Raw genomic sequence first — 21,425 nt, 5'->3', positions numbered from 1 at the left:
CGCTCAGTCCTCGTCTGCTCCGTCCGTCGCACTGGCGGAATCATCGGAACTCTCGTCCGCCTCGGCGGCTTCCTGCTCGCGCATCTCGATGACTGCGTCGAGGGCCGACGCGATCGCATCGTCGTCCTCCAGTGCGGCCTGGATCAGCCGCCACGGCACGAGGTCGAGGTTCTGGTCGCCGATGACGAAGCGGATGAACGGCTGCTTGCTGCGCGGATCATCGGCTTCGAGCCCGGCGCCGTAGCGCCACTGACCGAAGGCGATGCGGCGCACCGTCTCACCGATGAAGCGCATGGCGCCGGCGGTGAAGGGGGTCTCGTCCTCGGCGATCATGTCGTCGGGACCGTCGTAGCGGACCGCGACCTGCTTGCCCAGACGGGCGAGGCTCTCCCGGTCGAATCCCCACGAACTCGGATCGGCCTGCTCCTGCGTCCAGGCCGCGATGCCCGGTTCGACGGTGCCGATGAAACGGGTGAGGAATTCGACCTCCTCCTCGCTCGAGTTCTCGGCATTGAGCACACCGAGGGAGAGCCCGGTGCACTTGCGATGCGGTCGGCCGTCCCCGCCGAGGAGCTCCCGTGCCTTGTCGAGCACGGCAGTGAAGACTTCGGCGCTGCGCTGATCGACGGCGGCCAGCACGATTCCCACCAGCGGGATCGGTTCACCGGCGGCCGGGCCGTCGGCGTTGTCGGGGCGGATGAACGGCATCCCGTTGCTCGTCGACTCGTCGTGGTCCCAGACCCCGCCGATCGCCCGCAGATAGGTTTCGCCGAGGTAGCGGATGAGTCCTTCGAAGAAGCGACGGTGCTCCGGCTTGAGGATCTCTTCGGTGGTCGGGAACTTCGAGAGCACGAAGAGTTCGAGCATCGGCAAAGATTTCGGCCCGAAGTCCTTCGGGAACTTCACGGTCTCCCCGTCCTCCTTCTCGAAGGTTTCGGGGAGGTCGGCGAGGACGAACGCGCCGAGGCGGACGTCCATATTGTTGATGAAAGCAGAGAATTCGCGCTGGAGTTCGTTCACGGGCACCACCTTAGTGCCTTGAGCCGCAGCGTCGAGTCTGTGCCGTTCGCCCGGTGCGATCAATCCCTTGGCGAGGGCGGCCGGCTCAGCTGTCGCTGTCGGGGCAGAAGTCGATGAGGTGCATGAGAACCTCGACGATGAGGCTCGGATCGATGTCAACGTGCTCGTCCATCGCCTTGCCGGCCGCGGCAGACAGGGCGATCCGGTTGAATACGGAGATGATGACGGTGAGGAAGTCGCCGATCGGCTGCTTCGTCGTCGCCCCGGCGACGTCGAGGGCCGTGGTCACGAGGGCGGCCAGCCGGTCGAGCTGAGTGGCGTTGAGCTCGACATAGCGCGCATGGAGATGCGGGACCCGCAGGCAGTAGAGCTCGATCTCCTGTTCCGTGATCGTCTCGGCCACGGTCTGCTTCTTCTCATTGAAGACATCGTCGATGAACTGCGTCATCAGGGCTTTGATCTCCGGTGCCTCGGCAGTGGCCATGAGCTGCTCGGACCACCGCTGGATCGTGGCATCGAGGCGATCGAGATTCTCCGAGATTCGCATCTCGATGATCGCGAGCACCAGATCGTCACGGCTGGAGAAGTTCGAATAGAACGCCCCGCGGGTCAGGCCTCCGGCCTCGCAGATCTCTTCGATCGAGGCGCCGTCGATGCCGCGCACGGCGAAGACCGAGGTGCCGGCCTGCACGAGGGTGGATCGGGTCTGGCGTCTGCGCGGACTGAGTTCGTCTGTGTTCATCGTCATTTCGTTGAAGTGGGGGTCGGCGATGGCCGAATGGTGCAGTCTGCCGTGCCGGCGTCAGAGCCGGCCGCAGGAGGGTCGGAGGTCGGGGCGGCTGAGCATCTCATGAGAATCATCGCTCAACCTGGGATCCATTTGCATGGAGGGTGGGTATTGCACAATAATACAATACTGTATCCAATACACTTTTGTATCGAGGTTTTCGTGTCAACTTTCCTCTACGCCCTGGGGCGTCGTGCGTATCGGACCCCGTGGCGATTCATCGCCGCGTGGCTGCTGATCTTCGTCCTCGTCGGTGCCGGAGTCGCCGCCTTCTCCAAGGACTTCGACAACGACTTCACGCTCCCGGGTTCGGAGGCGCAGACCGCTCTCGACTCGATGAAGTCGACGTTCCCCGAAGCCGCCGGTGTCTCCGCCTCGGTGATCGTTGTCGCCGATGACGGCGATTCGGTTGAGGATGCCAAGTACAAGGACGCGATCGAAGACGAGATCGACCGCATCGAGGACCTCCCGCACGTCGACACGGTGACCTCCCCGTACTCCGACCTCGTCGAGGGCGCCATCAGCAAGGACGAGACGGCGGCGATGATCTCCGTCCAGTACGACGGCACTCAGCAGGACGTCGGCGAGGACGCCGGCGACAACCTCATCGACGCCCTCGACCCGCTGCGCGACGACCTGCCAGGAGCGCAGGTCGAAGGCGGCGGCGAACTCTTCCAGATCACCGGTGTCGAGATCTCCTGGGTCGAAGGCATCGGCGTCGTCATCGCCTTCATCGTCCTCCTGCTCACCCTCGGTTCCTTCCGTGCCGCGGGAATGCCGCTGATCACCGCGCTCATCGGCGTCGGCATCTCCGTCCTCCTCATCGTCGGGGCCACCGCGTTCGCGACGATCAACTCCTCGTCGATCATGCTCGCGCTCATGCTCGGTCTGGCCGTGGGCATCGACTACGCCCTCTTCATCGTCTCCCGTGCCCGCGACCTCCTCGCCGAGGGCCACGACCCCGTCGAGGCGACCGGACGCGCCGTCGCGACCGCCGGATCGGCAGTCGTCTTCGCGGGCATGACCGTGATGATCGCACTCCTCGGCCTGTCTCTGGCCGGAATCCCCTTCCTCACGATCATGGGCATCGGCGCCTCCGGCTCCGTCGCCGTGGCCGTGATGATCTCCCTGACGATGGTCCCCGCCCTGCTGGGACTCGCCAAATCCAAGATCACTCCGAAGCCGACGAAGCGCTACCGCAAGGCCTACGCCGCGGCCGCTCAGCGGGCGACGGCGGGCACGGCCGCCTCGGCGCAGGGATCATCGACCGACACCGAGGCGGGCGACGGTTCCACAGGAACCCCCGCCGAGGCGGCCGACCCGGCACTGCGGGAGAGGATTGCTGACGAGGCGCGCGCCGAGGGCGGCGACCCGTACCCGCCGACGATCATGAACAAGTTCTTCGCCGGATGGCTCAAGGTCGTCACGAAGATCCCGCTGCTGACGATCGTCGTCATCGTCGGCGGGCTCGCGCTCTTCGCGATCCCCGCCACTCAGCTCCAGCTGTCCCTGCCCACCGCGGGCGACCAGGAGCAGGGCACCCCGGCGCGGGCGACCTACGACCTCATCGACGAACACTTCGGCCCCGGCTACAACGGGCCGCTGGTGATGACCAGTCAGATCGTGACCAGTGACGATCCGCTTGCAGACGTCGAGGAGATCGAGAAGCGCATCGAGAAGGTCGACGGCGTCGAACAGGTCATCATGGCCACCCCGAACCGCGACGCGACCGTCGGACTCTTCCAGATCATTCCGACCACCGCCTCCGACGATCCGGCGACGCTGGACACGGTCGATCGGCTGCGGGACCTGAGCACGGAGATCGAGGACGACTACGGCTTCGACACCGCTGTCACCGGTGCGACCGCTATCCAGATCGACGTCTCCGACCAGCTCGGAAAGGCTCTCGTGCCGTTCGGAATCTTCGTCGTCGGCCTGTCCATCATCCTGCTCATGATGGTCTTCCGCTCCGTCGCGGTGCCGATCAAGGCCACCGGCGGGTTCCTCCTGTCCGTCTTCGCCTCCTTCGGCACGGTCGTCCTCGTCTTCCACGACGGACTCTTCGCCGCCCCCTTGGGCATCGACTCGACCGGGCCGGTGATCAGCTTCCTGCCGATCATCGTCATGGGCATCCTCTTCGGCCTGGCCATGGACTACGAGGTGTTCCTCGTCTCCGGCATGCGGGAGGCCTATGTCCACGGCTCCTCGGCCAAGGACGCGATCAGGGCCGGCTTCGCGTCCTCCGCCCGAGTCGTCTCGGCCGCGGCGATCATCATGTTCTCCGTCTTCGCGGCTTTCGTGCCCGCCGGCGAACCGATCATCAAATCGATCGCGCTCGCCCTGGCGTCGGGTATCTTCGTCGACGCCTTCCTCGTGCGCATGTCGCTGGTGCCGGCCATCATGCAGCTGCTCGGCGACAAGGCCTGGTGGCTGCCGAAGTGGCTCGATAGGATCCTGCCGCGCCTCGACGTCGAAGGTGAGGGCCTCGCCCACGAGGTGGCTCTGCGCGACTGGCCGGAACCGAACTCGGACTTTTCGGTGTACGGACGCGGAATCGGCGTGTACTCCGGTGACCGCGGCTTCGCCCGCGTCGACATCTCCCTGCTGCCTGGACAGATCCTCGTCGCCAGCGGCACCGCCCGCCGAGCTCTCCTGCTGGCCGTGTCCGGCCGTGTCGGACTCACGGCCGGGGAGATGAAGATCGGCCAGAGCGTTCTGCCCGAACACGCCGGACGGGTCCGCCGCCAGGTACCCTTCCTCGACCTCAGCCGGGGCGAAGCCGACCGGACGATCAGTCCGCGCGATATCTCTCGGATGGCCGCCTCGGCGCCGGATCTGCTCGTCATCGACGGCGCGGAGAAGCTCGCGGACGGAGCACGGGACTCGGCCGGACCGGCGCGAGACCTGCGTGACCTGCTGCCGCAGCTGATCGCCGACGGCACCACCGTCATCCTCGGCCTGCCCGACGCGGACGTGACCGGGATCTTCAGCCCCGAAACGAACTACCTCCACCTCGACCTCGACGAGGCTCGACCCGATGAGCGAGGCGGAACCGACAGCGAATCCGACGGCGATCACACCCACGCCGTCGACAGCACCAACATGGAAGGTGTGCAGTCGTGAGACTCGAACGTGCGAACTCGAAGAAGCCGGTCAACTGGCTCTCCCTCCTCGGCCTGGTCCTCATCCCCATCATCGTGGCGGCCGGATTCATCCTCGCCACGTGGAAGAGCGGCGACCGTCTCGAGACCATCGAAGCCGCCATCGTCAACAACGACGACGGGGCGAAGGTCGACGGCAAGACCGTGCCGATCGGCCGGCAGCTGACCAGCGGCCTGGTGGGTGAGGACGAGAACAACATCCACTGGGTCATCACCGACGACGAGGATGCGCAGAACGGGCTGTCCGACGGCACCTACGCCGCGAAGCTGACAATCCCCGAAGGCTTCTCCCGCGCTGTGACCTCGGTCGATGATGCGAAGTCGGCGACGCAGACGCAGCTCGACGTCGACGTGTCCGGGACCGCGCCCGCGCTGGACACGCAGATCTCCCGATCCGTCGCCGAGGTGGCCCGGACGACGTTCAACACGCAGATGACCGAGAACTATCTCGACAACATCTACCTCGGCTTCAACAAGATGGGCGAGCAGATGAAGGACCTCGGCGACGCCGCCGGGGAACTCGACAAGGGCGCCGAAGAGCTCAAGGAAGGCACCGGACAGTCCGCCGAAGGTGCTGGCGAGCTGTCTGAGGGCATGCAGCAGCTCAGTGACAACGGTGGAGAGCTCAAGTCCGGAGCCACGGAGCTGTCGAAGGGTGCCGGCGATCTGTCCAAGGGCGCCTCCGAGATGTCCGGGGGGCTGAACGAGCTCGACAAGAAGACCTCGAAGCTGCCCGAGAGCACGCAGAAGCTGGCCGACGGTTCCGGTGAGCTCTCCGACGGCGTCGACGAGTACACGAAGTCCATCGACGAGATCATCAAGGGCTTCGCCGGATCCGGTGACTCGGGTGAGGGCGGCCTCGGCGACATCACGAAGGGCGGCAAGGAGCTCGAGAAGGGCGCCGACGGTGTGTCCACGGGGGCCTCCGGCCTCTCCGACGGACTGCACCAGTACCGTGACGGGCTGAAAGACGGTGCCGACAAAGCCGATCAGCTGGCCGGGACGAAGCCGGACCTCGACGGGCTCGTGGCCGCGGGCATCATGACCGAAGGCGAGGCCGAGCAGGCACGGGCTCAGATGTGCCCGACCGGCACTCCCGACCAGGTCTGCCAGGGCATCGAACAGGCCTATGCGCAGGGGCTGCTGAACGGCACCTCGGGTGGGCTGAACAAGGCCGTCGACGGGCTCGAACAGGAGCAGAACGGATCGTCCCTCCTCGGCGGGTCCGATGAACTCGCCAAGGGCGCATCGGAACTCTCCGACGGGGTCACCAAGTTCGTCAAGGGACTCGAGGACGGCCTCGGAGACCTGACGAAGGGCATGGAGGACATCTCGAAGAACGCTCCGAAGCTGCTCGAGGCCTCGAAGGGTCTGCGCGACGGAGCCGCCGGAGTCGCCGACGGCAACCAGCAGCTCGCCGACGGTATGCCGGCCCTGTCCAAGGGCATCGGCAAGGTCGCCGACGGATCCTCGGAGCTCTCCGACGGTGCCGGTCAGCTCAGCGATGGGCTGAGCGAATACAGCACCGGCGTCGGCAAATACACTGACGGCGTCTCCGAAGCCGCGACCGGCACCTCAGAGCTGGCTGCCGGTCTCGACAAGCTCGATGAGGGCACGGGCAAGTACGCGAAGGGCGTGAGCAAGTTCGCCGACGGCGTCCAGGACGGTGCCGACGAAGTGCCGTCCTACACGGCACCGGAACGTGACCGCTTGGCCAAGGTCGCCTCGGCGAATATCGAATCCCCCGACACGGACAGCGTGACGAATGTGCTGGCGGGATCGACGATCGCCCTGCTCATCATGCTTGCCCTGTGGATCGGCGGACTGGTCACCTACACGGTGCTCAAACCGATCCCCGCATGGGCACTGCTCTCAACGAAGTCTTCGCTGGCCGTGTGGGCGCGCGGACTGCTGCCCGGCCTCGTCGTCGGCGTGCTGCAGGCGCTCGTGCTTTCGATCCTCGCGGTCACCGTGATGGACATCGACGCGATCCAAGGCTTCGACATCGCGGTGCTCACCTTCGTCTCGGCGATCGTGTTCATGATCCTGAACTTCGCTCTTGTGGCGTGGTTCGGAGGAGTGGGCAGGTTCCTCTCGGTCATCGCCGTGGTGCTGGCCGTGGCCGGGCGGACGATCGGGGCGGTGCCGCAGTTCTTCGATTTCGTGGCGCCGATCCTGCCGCTGACCCCGTCGATGAACGGCTTCGCCGCGATCGCCGCGGGCACCAGCGGACAGGCTGCCGCGTACGGTGGACTGCTGGCCTGGGCGGTCATCGGCATCGTGATGTCGCTGCTGGCCATCGTCCGGGCGCGGACCACGAAGCCCGAAGCCGCCCTCGAAATGGCGTAGTCGCGCTTCGTGGCCGCGGCGCCACGTTTCCGGCCCGGTGCCACGCGCCACGTCGCCTCTGCGAATAGCCCAGTCTGAGTTGAATAGCCCTGTTTCGAACATGGGCTATTCAACTCAGACTGGGCTGTTCGCGTTCGGTGGTCGGTGTTTGGAGCGCAGCAAAGACGTGCCGGGCCTCAGAGGAGGTCGAGGATCGCTTCGGCAGCGGCGTGCGAATCATTGAGGGTCGCCGCATTCGTGCCCGGGTTCGCTGCGATCGCCAGCCCCCACTGCTTCGACGACAGCTGGATCGACAGCGCGAATCGGCGCGGGTGGACATTGCCTTCGACGTCGATCGTGCGATAGGGCCGAGGAGTGAGGGCGAGCCCGTTGAGGAACTTCTCGCGACCGTCGTCCAAGGTCAGGCGGGCCGGGGTGAGCTGGCCGCGCTCAAGCATTCCGTACAGCAGGACATCGGCGGCACGCGAGACCGAGTTCGTCGGTGAGGCGGCATCGATGACGACGCTGCCCGTGATCGCTCCGGCGGCCTGCGCCGAGGTGACCGTGAAGATCTCCGGCCGCGGTCGCTGCGCCTCAGCTGGGAACCCATGCGCGTCCCGGTTTTCTTCGATGCGCATATCGGGGCCGATGAAGGATACGATCCCCGCCTCGGCGAGGGCGATGAGTTCGGCGATCCGCTGCGGGGGAGGACCATCGCAGATGCCGGAGACGAAGCCCTCGAACCAGCCGAGGATCTCCATGTCGATGCTCACGCGGTCGATGTGACCGGCGACGATGAACTCCTTGAGCAGCAGTCGGGACTGCCACAGCACGGTGAACAGCGCCTTCTCCGGACTGCCGGTGGGACCGGCCAGGGAGCTGCGTAGGTCGGTGCGCAGGAAGTCGAGCATCCACTCGTGCAGGGACCCGGGCTCGCCGGGTTCACGGCTGGTGAAGAGCTCTCCTTCGAGCGGGTTGAGCAGGGTGTGCAGGGACATGCGGTCGGCGGGATCGGGCACGAGCGCCTCTTCGATCTCCGACCAGGCGAAGGCCTCGCGGGTGACGCGGCCCTGGCGGGAGGCCTCCTCGGTGGTCGCGGCGCCGGCTGATCGTGAAACGCTGCTCGTGCTCGCGGCGCCGGCTGTCCCTGCCGCGCCGGCCCCGTCCCCGGCACGAGTGGCCGCGCCGGCTCCGTCCCCGGCACGAGCGGTCGCGGCGGCCCCAGCCTCGGAGGCGCCGGCATCGCCCGCCTGCTGCGGATGGGTCTCCTGCCAGGTGCGGCGGGTCAGGTGGCGCGAGACCGCCTCGCCGATGGCCTCGCGCAGCTGGCCGGGATCATCGGTGAACGCTTCGGGACGGACCTGGGAGAGCGTGTGATAGTACGCCAGGCGCAGGTCGGCGAGGATGAGCGGCCACAGCTGATCATTGAACCGGGCGCCGGCCTTGCGCTCCCCGTCGAGGTTCTCGAGGCCGGCCAGCAGCGCGATGTTGTCCTTTGTGAAGTACCGCAGCGGCCAATCCCGCCGAGGATGTTCGCGACAGATGGGTTTGCTGCGATACGGGATTCCGCGTCGTGATCCCAGCGCCAGGCGCGGTTCGTCGCCGCTGGGCACATAGCGCAGCCGGCCGCCGGATTCGGGTTCGAACCGGCCTCCGCGCTCATGAGTGAACAGGGTCTGCAGGTCGAAGTAGTTGAGCCCCATGCCGCGGACGATGACCCGCTCACCGGGGGCCACCTCGGTGACAGGGGTTTCCGCGGGCAGACCCTGCGGCAGGTAGAGACCGCCGCCCAGCTCGGCGAACGCGGCGAGCCGGGCGCGCTCCTCCGGCTGGGCGCTGGGAATATGACCGACGGCCAGGACGACGGCGCTGGCGACGATCGTCGTGCCGTTCTGGCAGCGCACGAGCTGCTCGGGGACGGTGGCCCGTGACCCCTCAGCAGCCGATTGAGGGAGGTCCATGGTGGGCAGATCGATGACGGATTCGGCCTTCGTCGGGTGCTCGATGATCTCGACGAAGTCCGGTGAGCTTGCGCGGATGCGCCGGTACGCATCGCGGAGGTAGCGGCCGTAGAGGCTGCGGCTGGGGAAGGTCGAGTGCAGCGGTTCGGTGCCGCCGTTGTTCAGGTACCACTCGGCCATGGACGGCCCGGCCGGTGCTTCGTCCGGGCCGAGGAAAGTGCAGCTGGAGTCGGGGAAGACGGTCTGTTCGGCGATGGTGGTGTTCATCAGCAGAGACTCGGGCTGGTCGGTGCGCCACACGATTCCCGCTCCGGGCGGATACGGGTCGATGAGGTGGATGCTCAGCGCGGTCTCGGTGGTGCCGGCGAAGCGCTTCGCCGCCAGTGCCACGAGCCTCTCAAGAACCGTGAGACCCCGCGGTCCGACACCGATGATCGCGACCGCGGGGACGGGAGTCTGTCGGTCCTGACTCACCCCTGCTCGCCGGTTCCGCCGTTGGGTCCGGGGTAGCCGGGGAAGTCGTCACCGGGCTTGTAGCCCTTCGGGTAGCACTTGCCTTCGGCGTTGGGCTCACCCGGCGTCGTCGTTTCGGTGGCGTCCGCCTCGGCGCCGGCCTCATCCGTGGATCCATCCGCAGAATCGGCCGGTTCCTCGGTGGCGGTGTCTTCCGAACCGCCCTCGGTCGAATCCGCGCTGTCCTCGGACTCCTGCGACGTGCTGCCGTCGTTCGTCGGCTTCGGGGTCTCCTCACCGTCGGATGCACCCTTGACCTCGCCGAGGATCCACTTGTGGAGGACGTCGAAGTCGGGGTTGTAGGTGGGGGTGACGTCATTGTTGATCTGCACCGAGGTGACATCGCCCTTCTGCATCATGAGGGCGAGTTCGATGAACGCGGGGATCTCGTTCTGCGGGATCGACGTGGCGATGTTCCGTGTCGCGGAGTTCGCGAGCTTCGGATAGGCCGTGGCGATCTCCTGCGGGTCGACCTGCTCGAGAGTGGTCTTGAGCATCCGCTGCTGACGGCACATGCGGTCGTAGTTGTCGCTGCCTTCGCGGGAGCGGACGTACCAGAGTGCGTCCTTGCCCTTGAGCGTCTGCGGGCCCGGATCGACCCAGCCGTAGACTTCGTTCTTCACCCCCGACATCGACTTTCCGCCGCCCATCGGGATCGGTCGTTCGACATCGATCTTCACTCCGCCGATGGCGTCGACGACGTCCTCGAATCCGGCCATGTCGACCGATGCCCAATAGTCGAGGTTGAGGCCCAAGGAGCCTTCGACGGCCTGCATCGTCGTCCACATGCCCGGTTCGAGTCCGTGCGCATTGCCGATCTGGTCGGGGTTCTGCTCACCCCACTGCCACACGGCGTTGATGAGGTCCTCGGACGAGTCGCCAGAGGGCCGGAATCCATCTGGCCAGGCCTTTTCGAGTTCGCTGCCTTCGGGGAAGATCGGGAACGCGAGGTTGCGGGGCACGGAGATGAGTGCGGCGTTGCCGGTCTTCGTGTCGATGGAGGCCACGAGCATCGTATCGGGACGAGTGCCTTCGCGGTCATCGCCGTTGTCGCGGCCCATGAGGAAGACGTTGATATAGGGCTTGTCCGCCCAGAGGTCTTCGGCGCTGTGGGCCTTGCCGGTGCTGTCGCCGAAGAGGCTGGCCACGGTGTCGGACTGGACGCGGGCGAAGACGGAGCCGACGCCCAGCGGAATGCCGATGATGAGCGCCAGGGAGACGACGAGGACGCCGGCCAACTTGTTCTGCCAGGGCCGGTATCGGTGCCCGCGTCGCAGCCCCAGGTGGGACACGACCATCACGAGGATCCAGATCACGGCCACGAGCACGGCGGCGATGGCGAGGAAGTTCAGCAGCGAGGGGCTGGCGATGATCGTGGCGATCGCGCGCACGGGTCCCTTGACCAGCAGGTAGACCAGCCCGACGAGCAGAGTGAGGACGAAGAGCCCGAACACGATGAGTCCGGCGGGCCGGAAGCGCGTGCGCAACAGTCCGACTCCGGGCAGGAGGGTGCTCAGTGACGTCCAGCCGACGAGGCTGGGGAACGTCTCACCGAGGCGGGAAGAATGGCGGCGAGCCCGTCCCGGTCCGTGGCCGGTCGGCTTCTCCTCGCGGGATTCGGCTGCGTGGCGCTCGCGGGCGTCGCGGCGCGTCCTCGGAGCGGAGTCAGTGTCGCTGTCCGTGCGGTCGAATTCCCGGGGATCCCCCGCCGAGGCGGCCGATTCGTCCTGTGCGAAAGTGCGCGGGGCATCGTGGGCAGAGTCGCGCCGTGATCTGGTGGTCGGATCGTCCTGGGTGTTCGAGCTTGCTGCGGCGGCCACCCCGGCCGCTGACGCTCCGCTGGCGGCGGCTGCGCGCAGCATGCGGGCTTCGCGCCGCGTGCGCGGAGCGACCGGCCGCGGAGGCGGAGCATGCGGGGAGCGGGACGATGATCCTGCGTCACGGTTGCTGTCGCCGAGTCGGTTGTCCGACGCCTCGCCGGATGAGCGGGAGCTTGTGCGGAACGAATAGTCGGATCGTGGATCGGTTGACCGATCGGAGTTCTGGTCCGAGCGCTGATCGGAGCTCGTGTGGGACCGGCGAGGGTTCACTGCCGAGGTCGGCTGCTGTGAGTCCGTGCCCTGCGAGTTCGAGCGCTGGGCGCCCGAGCGCTGAGGCTGCGACGACCGAGAATTCTGCTGCGGCGAGTTCGACTGCGGTGTCGAGTCATTGTCACTGGCGGCGGTGTCGCCGCGGAATCGGGGGCGAGAGGAGGCGCGGAGCCGACGACCTGTCGTCTGGGAATCGGGGTCGCTCCCATGCGGTCCGCGCTTGTCAGGGGGAAACTCTGGCAAGTTGTCTACTCCTCAAAAACTGTCTTCTCGTGCAGTACGGCCCGCTCGCCGTTCTCGTTTCCGGCGCAGGGCACACCTCGGCCATCGGTTTTCCGACCGGTGTTGCTGCGAGGATCCGAGACCAGACCGCAAAGCACATCACGCCGATTTTACGCCTGGACATTGATGAATGCTGGAATTCCGGTGTGGGGGAGCGGTGCAAAGGGGACGTTCGGCCCGGATCCGCGCCGCTCACCGGTCGGCCCGACTATGACGAAGCCCACTCTCTGCGGCTGCGCTTTGCCCTGGATGGCTCCTTTCCCTTAGGCTGTATCCCGTAGTGCTGGAGGGTCTGTCCCCGGGCATTTCGCCGGAGCGGATCGCCGCATTGCCGATGGAGTCGTGGCTGAGCGGCCGAAAGCGTCACCCTGCTAAGGTGAAGTCCTCCAATAGGGGGACCGTGGGTTCAAATCCCACCGGCTCCGCAGAACGGGAAACCCCCGCGTACCGCCAGAACAAGCGGAACGAGGGGGTTTTCTCATTCCGACATTGCCGCCCACGAGCGGCTTCAAAATGCATGTGTGGTGATCTGGATCAGGGCGCATGATTTTTGAACCCGCGTGTGCTGAGAACTGTGTTCGTCTCGACTTACGTTCGATGTAGTGGAAGTTCACCTGTTCGGGGTACGGTAATCCCCGTCCGCCCCGCGCCACCGGAGCTCACCAGCAGAGATGCTGCTCCGGCGACTACTGAGGAGAACTCCCATCGCTATGCCCCTGATCCGCAGGACGGCTCTGTCTGCTGCCGCCGCTGCTCTTGCGCTGACCATGACCGCCTGCACGTCCGGAGACGACGCAGAGGACCCGAACCCCGAGGGTGCTGAGACCCAAGAAACCGGCCAGGAGTCCGGTGAGGCCGCAGGATCGACGGAAGAATCCGGATCCGCCGAGGCGGCCGGCCTCGACCCGAATGATCTTCCCGATCCTGTCGCCTCCCAGGAGATTCCCGCGACCGTCGAGGGCGATGACACGGCGACGATGACCGTCGAGCTGTTCCCGCTGAAACGTCAGGGCGAAACCGTCGTGGCGCAGTTCGCGTTCACCGTGAATTCGGACAAGACAGACGAAGACGACGACGGCGACGATCTCTACGGCTACCTCGGCGATGCAAGTTGGACTCCCTTCCTCGTCGACTCGCAGAATCTGCGCAAGCACCATGTGCTCAAGTACAGCGTCGATCGAGCGCAGACCGGCTACCAGAGTACGACGTTCAAACCCGGCCAGACCCACTACGCGTTCGCTGTCTTCGCGGCTCCGCCGCCGGACGTGAACGAGGTCGAGGTCTCCGTCGTCGACGGAATGAACCTCGTCACCGGAGTGACGATCTCATGAGGCAGGCAGTCGCCGGTCCTGCAGCGGTGATCCTTGCTGCCGGCATTGTCATCGTCGGCCCACCCGCATTCGCGTTGGCAGACTCCGTGACGTCGCAGGATATCGCCGACCGAGATGCCCCGACGCCGGATGACTTCACCGATCCCGACCTGTCGCAGATCGACAAGAGCATCGTCGAACTCGAACCGGGGATCCATGATCTGGAGAAGGGAATCGAAGACGTCGAAACGACGAAGGCCAGCGGCGGCGACACCGTGGTCACACTCGACACCGATATCCTCTTCGACTTCGACTCGTCCGACCTGAGCGACACCGCGACGAAGAAGATCAAAGACCTCGTCACGGACCTGCCGACCGACTCGGAGATCACCGTCGGCGGGCATACGGACTCCAAAGGCGACGACGACTACAACAAAAAGCTCTCCGAAGACCGTGCCAAGGCAGTCGCCGAGGTGCTCACCTCCGAGGACTCGGACCTCGACGTAACTGCGAAGGGATTCGGCGAGTCCGAGCCCGTTGCGTCGAATGAGAAGGGCGGCAAGGACGACCCCGAAGGCCGGGCGAAGAACCGCCGCGTCGAAATCCGCTACGAAGACTGAGCCCGTTCTCAGCTCGGTCGGGAAGGGCGCCTTCTCACTTCATCGATTCGTCAGGCGTTCGAAGAGCGCCTGAAGAATTCAGTCATTGACGAACCCGACAGCACTGCATAGCGTCTCTTCCAACAGATGGTCATCCACAAGGCCGCTTCGGTGACGTCGGCTCGGGTCAGGTGACGAAACCGCAGATTCGGGGAACCAATGGAGGGCAACCGGATGAAGACAGTCATCATCGGAGGCGGCGTGGTCGGTCTGACCACGGCCTACGAACTGGCACTGCGTGGGCACAACGTCACCGTCATCGAAGCAGGTCGCTGCGGTGCCGGTGCCTCCCACGGCAACGCCGCGAAGGTCGCCATCGCCGAGAGCACCCCGGTGCCTGCCCCCGGGGTGCTGCTGCAGGGGATCCGATGGATGCTCAAGCCCGACAGTCCGCTGTCGATCCGACCGTCCTTGGCGCCCGGCTATCTCACGTTCCTGCTGCGGATGGCTGCACACTGCAACTCACGTGACTTCGACGCCGGGCTGGAACTGCACCTGCGCCTCGGCGAGGACGCGAACGACCTCTTCGACGAATACCAGACCCAGGGCATCGATTTCGAGATGCATGACCGCGGTGTGCTGCTGGCCTTCGAGACCCGGGAGCGCTTCGACGAGCACTGCGCAAGCCTGCCCGCATTCGAGGCTGCCGGCCACCGACCGCAGCGGCTGCACGATGACGAAGTCCGCGAAGCAGAACCGGCGCTGAGCGACCGGATCCGCCACGGTCTCTTCTTCCCCGCCGACCGACAGATCGAACCCGATTCCCTGACTGCGGGCCTCCTGGCGAAACTCTCCGCTCTCGGCGTCGACGTGCGCGAGCACACACGAGTGCAGCGCTTCATCCGCACCAGCGAGTCCGTCACTGCTGTCGTCACCTCCGATGCGGAAGTCATCACGGCCGATGCCCTAGTCATCTCCGCCGGAGTCCCGTCCGGCGCCTTGGCCGCGCAGCTCGGCCGGAACATTCCGATCCGCTCGGGCAAGGGCTACAGCATCGACTACTCACCGGCCCCGATCCGACTGCGCACATCACTGACCCTCGAAGATGCGCGCGTCGCCGTCACTCCGCTGAACGGCATGCTCAGATTGGCCGGCACGATGGAGTTCGGAAGCACGGACGACGACGTCAACGAGGTGCGCGTCGGCGCGATTCGCCGAGCGGCGCAGGAAGCTTTCCGTGAGTGGGGCGACGGTCGGGGAGAACTGGCTCCATGGGCCGGGTCGCGCCCCATGACCCCCGATGGCCTTCCCGTCATCGGACGCCTGGACTCCGTGGCGAACGTCTACATCAACTCCGGACATGCGATGCTCGGCCTGACCCTGGCACCGGGATCAGCCCGACTGCTTGCCGGGCTGATGACCGACGGAGGCTCGACGTTGCCCGACGACCTGCTCGCCCGGGTGTCCCCGAACCGATTCTGATCGACCCTCGCCGGCATCATACATTCCCGCCGACACTCATAGCCCATTCGAGAAGAAGAGAGGTCCATGACCGCACCACACGTCATCGAAGCCGAGGACTGAGGCTCGAGCAGAGAGGAAGGACCGTGAGGAACAGACAGCTCATCCAGGCCGTCGATGTCCACGCGGCCGGCGAACCCGGCCGCGTGCTCATCGGGTCGGGACTGCGGGTCAAAGGGGCGACGATGGCCGAGAAGCTCCGCTACTGCGAAGAGCACCTCGACGACTTCCGGCAGCTCATCCTCCACGAACCCCGCGGCTATCCGGGCCTGTGCTCGCCGATCGTCGTGCCTGCGACAGATCCGAGCTGCGATTTCGGAATGATCGTCATGGAACAGGGTGGGTTCAAGCCGATGTCGGGGTCGAACCTCATCTGCACAGTCACGGCGCTGATCGAGACCGGATCCGTCGACGTCAGCGAACCGGTCACCGAGCTGCGCATCGATACCGCCGCCGGCATCGTCACGGTCCGCGCCGAGGTGGAAGCGGGCCGAGCAACGTCGGTGACCTTCGACAACGTCCCGGCATTCGTCCACGGACTCGACCTGCCACTCGAGGTGCCGGGGTATGGGACGATCCCCGTCGACATCGTATTCGGGGGTCAGTTCTACGTGCAGACTGCGGCAGACAGCCTCGGCGTGGATCTTGATCCGGGCAATGCCGAGGAGATCATCAGAGCGGCCAGCGTGATGCGGCAGGCGGCGAACGAGACCTTCGAGGTGAGGCATCCCCTCATCCCGGAGATCGACTCGATCGGTCTGCCGCTGATCCACGGGCCCGCCCGCACAGCGGGCACCGACGGACGCAATGCGGTCGTCCTGCCCAACGGCATCGTCGACCTCGACGATCCGAGCACGTGGACGGGGACGTTCGACCGTTCGCCCTGCGGCACCGGCACGAGCGGCCGAGTCGCAGCCAAGCACGCCCGCGGCGAACTGGCCGTCGGTCAGCGATTCGTCCACGAATCGATGCTGGGAACGACCTTCACCGCCGTGGTGAAGGAAGAGACCGAGATCGGCGGACTGCCGGCCGTGATCCCCTCGATCACCGGGCGCGGATGGATCACCGGATTCCAGCAGCTCGTCCTCGAGCCCGACGATCCGTTCCCGATCGGCTTTACCGTCGGTGACATCTGGAGCGGCGGCACGAGCGCTGCGGGACCCGGCAGATGAGAACTGAGAACCGGCAGACGAGAACCGAGGAACGGACAAGGATCCGCAGGGCCGATGACCGATCGAACGATAGTCTGCTGAGTAAGGGCCGTGGTCGACGCCGACACGATCAGTCGCACATGAGGAGCACACAATGACGAATGAACCCGACCGAATCTCTTTCGACGACCTTGTCTCGGCCATCGAAGCGAAGCTCGTGGCCGCCGGCGCTTCGCCTTCGGTCGCCGAAGTGCTGGCGACCAACTGCGCCACCTGTGAACGCGACGGCACCCTCAGCCACGGAGTCTTCCGGGTTGCCGGCTACCTCGATTCGCTGACCCGCGGCTGGGCGGACGGGGCTGCGGAGCCGAACATCGACGTTGTCGGCCCCTCCTATATCCGCATCGACGGACGCAACGGCTTCGCCCAACCCGCACTCGCCGAGGCGCGCCCGACGATCGACGAGGTGCTTGCCGAGTCCGGCGTCGCTGTCATCGCCCTGCGCAGCACCCATCACTTCAGTGCTCTGTGGCCCGACCTCGAAGCCTTTGCCCGCGAGGGGCGGGTGGCGATGGGCATGATCGCCAGCGGCAAGCTCGCCGTGGTTCCCGAAGGGGCCACGCGCCCGGTCTTCAGCACCAACCCGTTCGGCTTCGCCACTCCCGTGGCTGGTGCGGCCCCGATCGTCTTCGACTTCTCCACGTCGTCGATGTCCCACGGGGACCTGCAGCTGCTGCGGGCCGAGGGCCGGGACGTTCCGGTCGGGACCGGGGTCGACTCGACCGGTGCGGACACCACGGATCCCAGCGCCATCCTCGACGGCGGCGGAATCCGGCCCATCGGCGGGCATAAGGGTGCACTGCTGTCGTTCATGATCGAAACGCTGGCGGCCGGGCTGACCGGCGGTGCCTTCACCTACGAGATCGACGCGGAGGCCCCCGACGGTGCCCACACCTTCCGCACCGGTCAGCTCTTCATCGTCATCGACCCCGAGCGCGGCGGCAACGACGCCTACCTGGGCCGAGTCCGCGAATTCGTCGATATGCTCCGCGACGCGGGCATGGACCGTCAGCCCGGCGATCGTCGCTACGTCAATCGCGCCGAGGCGGCCGACCGAGGTATCCCCGTCACGGATTTGATCCGCTCCCTCTTCGAATGACTCACTGACCCGGCCACCGGAGCCATCGCGGGCTCACTGACCGGGCCACCGGAGCCACAGCGGGCTCACTGACCCGGCCGCCGGAGCCATCGCGGGCTCACCGGCACCGCCCTTCAGCCGTGCATCCGCCACCACAGCAGCGCCACATGCAGCGCCGTGCGCGACTCCGCATCATCGAGTGAGACGCCGAGGCGGTTCTGCAGCTTCGTCATCCGTGCGTAGAGCGCGGGTCGGGACAGATACTCGGCCCGCGCCATCGCCGAGATGTTCCCGCCGTGCGCGAGGTGGAGCTCGAGGAAGTCGAGCAGACCCTCATCGGCAGGGGAACGACGGGTCACATCACCGCTGTTTTCTGCCGCGCTCGTGGAGCGGCCGGGGGCATCGCCGAGCAGGGGGCCGAGCTCGCCCTCGGCGAAGGCCCGCATTCGAGAGTCATCGGCGAAGAGGGAGAGCAGGCCCCGGAGCCGGACGTCGGAGGAGCGGTAGAACGAGCGCTCGCGCACATCGAGCGTCGCTGCCACCTCGGCGACCTGCGATGCGGAGTCGAGCCCGGCGACCGCACCGCACAGTGATGCGCTGCCGCGCCCGACGCCGACCACCCAGCTGGCCGCATACTCCTCGACCTCATGCAGAAGGCCGGCGAGGAGCTGCTCGGCTTCCGGGCTGCCAGACGTCTCTGATCGGCCCGACGTCTCTGTTCCGCCCGGTCGGCGCGAACGGCGTCCGCCCGATCCGGCACTGGTGCTGGCCGCAGCGAGGACGAACCCGAAGACTCCCGACTGCAGGCTCGTCACCAGGCAGGCCGAGCCCACACGGGCCGCGGCGGCGACGACCTCCTGGGTCAGCCCACGCTCCTGCAGCTGAACGCGCGTCGGATCGGTGTCGGAATCCCGGTCGAGGCGGACGACGACGGGAAGGAACTCCGCACCGGGTGCCGGAGAGAATCCCAGCGACCGAGCGCGCTCGAGGGCCGCACGGTCGTCGAGACCGTCGGAATCCGAGATCTCCCTGATCAGACCGCTCTGCGCCTGCAGCAGCAGATCCTGTTCGTCCCGATCGGCCATGCGGGTCAGCGTCAGTGCCTCTCCGGCCCGTTCGACGATCTGGTCGAGGGCCGCCGTCGACTCGGCCGGGCGGGGCACGACGAGCCGTCCCCACCGGCGTGCCCGCATCCCGACCGGCGTCTGCCGCCAATCCGCCGCGGCCGCCACCCCGGGCTCGGTGCTCGTCCCGGTGACGAGGCCCGCCCACTTCTGCGCCAGCGTCGCCGACCCTCGCCCCGCATGAGCGAGCACCCGGTGGACGACGTCCTCGAGGATCACCGGAGTCCCCAGCAGCTCGGCCGTGCGGTCGACGATCGTCTGCGCCCCGGCCCGATACAGACTCAGCTGCGTGTACGTCTCGTGGATCTCCCGGGCATGTTCGAGCTGGGAGATCTGCTGCGCGAGGAGACGTCGATGGGCGAACTCCGTGATCTTCACGAACTTGACCCGGTGCGGGAGCACCACGACGGGCAGCTCTCTCGCCGAGGCGGCCTCCCGCACGATCGCGCCCGCCGCCTCGTCGAAGGCCGAGTCCTCGTCGACGAGTTCGATGATCGTGCCCGCCGCTGCCGCCCGCTCGAGCTGGTCGAGGAACTCGGACATCGCCTCGGGGCGGTGGCGAAAGGCCATTGCCGTGGTGAGCACGAGCTCCCCACCTTCGAGGAACCGCTCGACGTGTTCGGAATCGGCGATGTGGACCCAGCGGATCGCCCGATCGAGACGTGCGTCGCCGGCGATCACCTGCGGGCCGGCGACGCTGATCTCCTCGAACTCGAGCAGACCGGCGATGCTCAGAGACAGCCCACCCGAATCCATTGCAGTATCCATTGACACAGTGTAAAGCCTGAGCGAAAAGGTCTGACACTGTGACACTGTTGGGATCGGCGGTGCCGACCGAAGATGGACTCAACCGACGCACCGACGACGCAGAAGGACACCACATGGCAACGCTGACCCATTGGATCAACGGACAGACCGTCACCGCGGACACCGACACCCGCCTCGGCGACATCACGAACCCCGCCACCGGAGTCGTCAGCGGCCAGGTGGCACTGGGCTCGAAGGCGACCGTGGAATCGGCGATCGCCGCGGCCTCGGCCGCCTTCCCCGCCTGGCGCGACACATCCCTGGCCAAGCGGACCGCTGTCCTCTTCAACTTCCGCGAGCTGCTCAATGCGCGCAAGCAGGAGCTGGCCGAGATCATCACCGCCGAACACGGCAAGGTCGTCTCCGACGCCCTCGGCGAGGTCGCCCGCGGTCAGGAGGTCGTCGAATACGCCTGCGGCATCGCCGGCCACCTGCGCGGCGGTCACACGGAGAACGCCTCGACGAACATCGACGTCCACTCCCTGCGCCAGCCGATCGGCGTCTCCGCGATCATCTCGCCCTTCAACTTCCCGGCCATGGTCCCGATGTGGTTCTTCCCCGTCGCCATCGCGACCGGCAACACCGTCGTGCTCAAGCCCTCCGAGAAGGACCCGACGGCCGCGAACTGGCTCGCCGAGCTGTGGAAGGAAGCGGGCCTGCCCGACGGCGTGTTCAACGTCGTCCACGGCGACAAGGAAGCCGTCGACACGATCCTTGAGAGCCCCGACGTCGCCTCGGTGTCCTTCGTCGGATCGACCCCGATCGCACAATACGTCTACGAGAACGGCACGGCCGCCGGCAAACGCGTCCAGGCGCTCGGCGGAGCGAAGAACCACATGCTCGTCCTGCCCGATGCGGACCTCGACCTCACCGCCGACGCCGCCGTCAACGCCGGCTACGGGGCAGCCGGTGAGCGCTGCATGGCGATCTCCGTGGTCGTCGCCGTCGACTCCATCGCCGATGAGCTCGTGGCGAAGATCGCCGAGCGCACCACGACCCTGCGCGTGGGCGACGGGGCGACCGAGCCGGACATGGGACCGCTCGTCACCGCGGCCCACCGCGATAAGGTCGCCGGCTACATCGATGCCGGCGCCGAGGCGGGAGCAACGGTCGTCCTCGACGGTCGGGAGAACGTCCCGGCCGAGGGGTTCTTCCTCAACCCGACTCTGTTCGACGACGTCACCCCGGACATGTCGATCTATCGCGATGAGATCTTCGGCCCCGTACTCTGCGTCGTTCGCGTCCCCGGCTACGACGAGGGCCTCGACCTCATCAACGCCAACCCGTACGGCAACGGCACCGCGATCTTCACCAACGACGGGGGAGCGGCCCGCCGCTACGAGAACGAAGTCGAGGTCGGCATGGTCGGCATCAATGTGCCGATCCCCGTGCCCGTGGGCTACTACTCCTTCGGCGGGTGGAAGAACTCGCTGTTCGGCGACACCCACGCCTACGGCGACGAAGGCGTCCACTTCTTCACCCGCGGAAAAGTCGTGACCTCCCGCTGGCTCGACCCCAGCCACGGCGGACTCAACCTCGGGTTCCCGACCAACGACTGAACAGACCACCACGGACGTCCGCCCCGATCACGGGGCGGACGTTCACGCAACGACGAACCACCTCGGCGAAGGAG

At 66.5% G+C, this 21,425-nt stretch carries 13 protein-coding genes and 1 tRNA gene; 9 read left to right on the top strand and 5 right to left on the bottom strand.

Going from position 1 to position 21,425, the window contains the following annotated elements; genetic code table 11:
* Nucleotides 1-3 precede the first annotated feature (3 nt).
* Entirely contained in the window at nucleotides 4-1,020 is a 1,017-nt protein-coding gene (locus tag HF684_RS16450; protein WP_169253350.1) for a hypothetical protein, read from the bottom strand.
* An 85-nt stretch (nucleotides 1,021-1,105) separates the two neighbouring features.
* Entirely contained in the window at nucleotides 1,106-1,768 is a 663-nt protein-coding gene (locus tag HF684_RS16445) for a TetR/AcrR family transcriptional regulator (protein ID WP_248279001.1), read from the bottom strand.
* A 201-nt stretch (nucleotides 1,769-1,969) separates the two neighbouring features.
* Between HF684_RS16445 and HF684_RS16440 the strand changes: the two genes are divergently transcribed.
* Together HF684_RS16440 and HF684_RS16435 are read left to right on the top strand one after the other, a co-directional pair.
* Entirely contained in the window at nucleotides 1,970-4,930 is a 2,961-nt protein-coding gene (locus HF684_RS16440; RefSeq protein ID WP_169253349.1) for an MMPL family transporter, read from the top strand.
* The gene (locus tag HF684_RS16435; protein WP_169253348.1) at nucleotides 4,927-7,317 is read left to right on the top strand and encodes a YhgE/Pip domain-containing protein; all 2,391 of its coding nucleotides are present in this window, start codon (nucleotides 4,927-4,929) and stop codon (nucleotides 7,315-7,317) included. Before HF684_RS16440 ends, HF684_RS16435 begins: the two co-directional genes overlap by 4 nt.
* A 176-nt stretch (nucleotides 7,318-7,493) precedes the next feature.
* Here the strand turns inward: HF684_RS16435 and HF684_RS16430 are convergent, their stop codons facing one another.
* A complete protein-coding gene (locus HF684_RS16430) occupies nucleotides 7,494-9,731 on the bottom strand; it encodes an FAD/NAD(P)-binding protein (protein WP_169253347.1) in 2,238 nt (745 codons plus the stop codon).
* Complete coding sequence (locus tag HF684_RS16425; protein ID WP_248279000.1) at nucleotides 9,728-12,103, bottom strand: LCP family protein; 2,376 nt, start codon at nucleotides 12,101-12,103, stop codon at nucleotides 9,728-9,730. Before HF684_RS16425 ends, HF684_RS16430 begins: the two co-directional genes overlap by 4 nt.
* Before the next feature lie 375 nt (nucleotides 12,104-12,478).
* On the opposite strand from HF684_RS16425, the gene HF684_RS16420 reads away from it, so the two are divergent.
* From HF684_RS16420 to HF684_RS16395, 6 genes are all read left to right on the top strand, one after another.
* Nucleotides 12,479-12,567 (top strand) — tRNA-Ser (locus tag HF684_RS16420).
* Between the two features lie 285 nt (nucleotides 12,568-12,852).
* Nucleotides 12,853-13,473 (top strand): hypothetical protein, encoded by a 621-nt coding sequence (locus tag HF684_RS16415; protein ID WP_169253346.1) that lies wholly within the window; start codon nucleotides 12,853-12,855, stop codon nucleotides 13,471-13,473.
* Nucleotides 13,470-14,072 carry an OmpA family protein gene (locus HF684_RS16410; protein ID WP_169253345.1) on the top strand — a complete coding sequence of 201 codons (603 nt, stop codon included), beginning with the start codon at nucleotides 13,470-13,472 and terminating at the stop codon, nucleotides 14,070-14,072. The genes HF684_RS16415 and HF684_RS16410 overlap by 4 nt, the downstream gene beginning before the upstream one ends.
* Before the next feature lie 213 nt (nucleotides 14,073-14,285).
* The gene (locus tag HF684_RS16405; protein WP_169253344.1) at nucleotides 14,286-15,533 is read left to right on the top strand and encodes an FAD-dependent oxidoreductase; all 1,248 of its coding nucleotides are present in this window, start codon (nucleotides 14,286-14,288) and stop codon (nucleotides 15,531-15,533) included.
* Nucleotides 15,534-15,658: 125 nt separating this feature from the next.
* Nucleotides 15,659-16,744 carry a proline racemase family protein gene (locus HF684_RS16400; RefSeq protein ID WP_169253343.1) on the top strand — a complete coding sequence of 362 codons (1,086 nt, stop codon included), beginning with the start codon at nucleotides 15,659-15,661 and terminating at the stop codon, nucleotides 16,742-16,744.
* Nucleotides 16,745-16,877: 133 nt separating this feature from the next.
* On the top strand, nucleotides 16,878-17,882 hold the full coding sequence (locus tag HF684_RS16395) for an Ldh family oxidoreductase (RefSeq protein WP_169253342.1): 1,005 nt from the start codon (nucleotides 16,878-16,880) through the stop codon (nucleotides 17,880-17,882).
* Nucleotides 17,883-17,995: 113 nt separating this feature from the next.
* Here HF684_RS16395 and HF684_RS16390 read toward each other — a convergent pair whose 3' ends face one another.
* Nucleotides 17,996-19,753: a PucR family transcriptional regulator gene (locus HF684_RS16390; RefSeq protein ID WP_248278999.1), complete on the bottom strand. Its 1,758-nt coding sequence runs from the start codon at nucleotides 19,751-19,753 to the stop codon at nucleotides 17,996-17,998.
* Between the two features lie 113 nt (nucleotides 19,754-19,866).
* On the opposite strand from HF684_RS16390, the gene HF684_RS16385 reads away from it, so the two are divergent.
* On the top strand, nucleotides 19,867-21,351 hold the full coding sequence (locus tag HF684_RS16385) for a CoA-acylating methylmalonate-semialdehyde dehydrogenase (RefSeq protein ID WP_169253341.1): 1,485 nt from the start codon (nucleotides 19,867-19,869) through the stop codon (nucleotides 21,349-21,351).
* Nucleotides 21,352-21,425 lie beyond the last annotated feature (74 nt).

The organism is Brevibacterium sp. 'Marine' (genome assembly GCF_012844365.1).
Classification (GTDB): Bacteria; Actinomycetota; Actinomycetes; order Actinomycetales; family Brevibacteriaceae; genus Brevibacterium.
The sequence above is the reverse complement of the archived record's forward strand: the minus strand, read 5'-3'. Positions and strand labels throughout refer to the sequence as shown.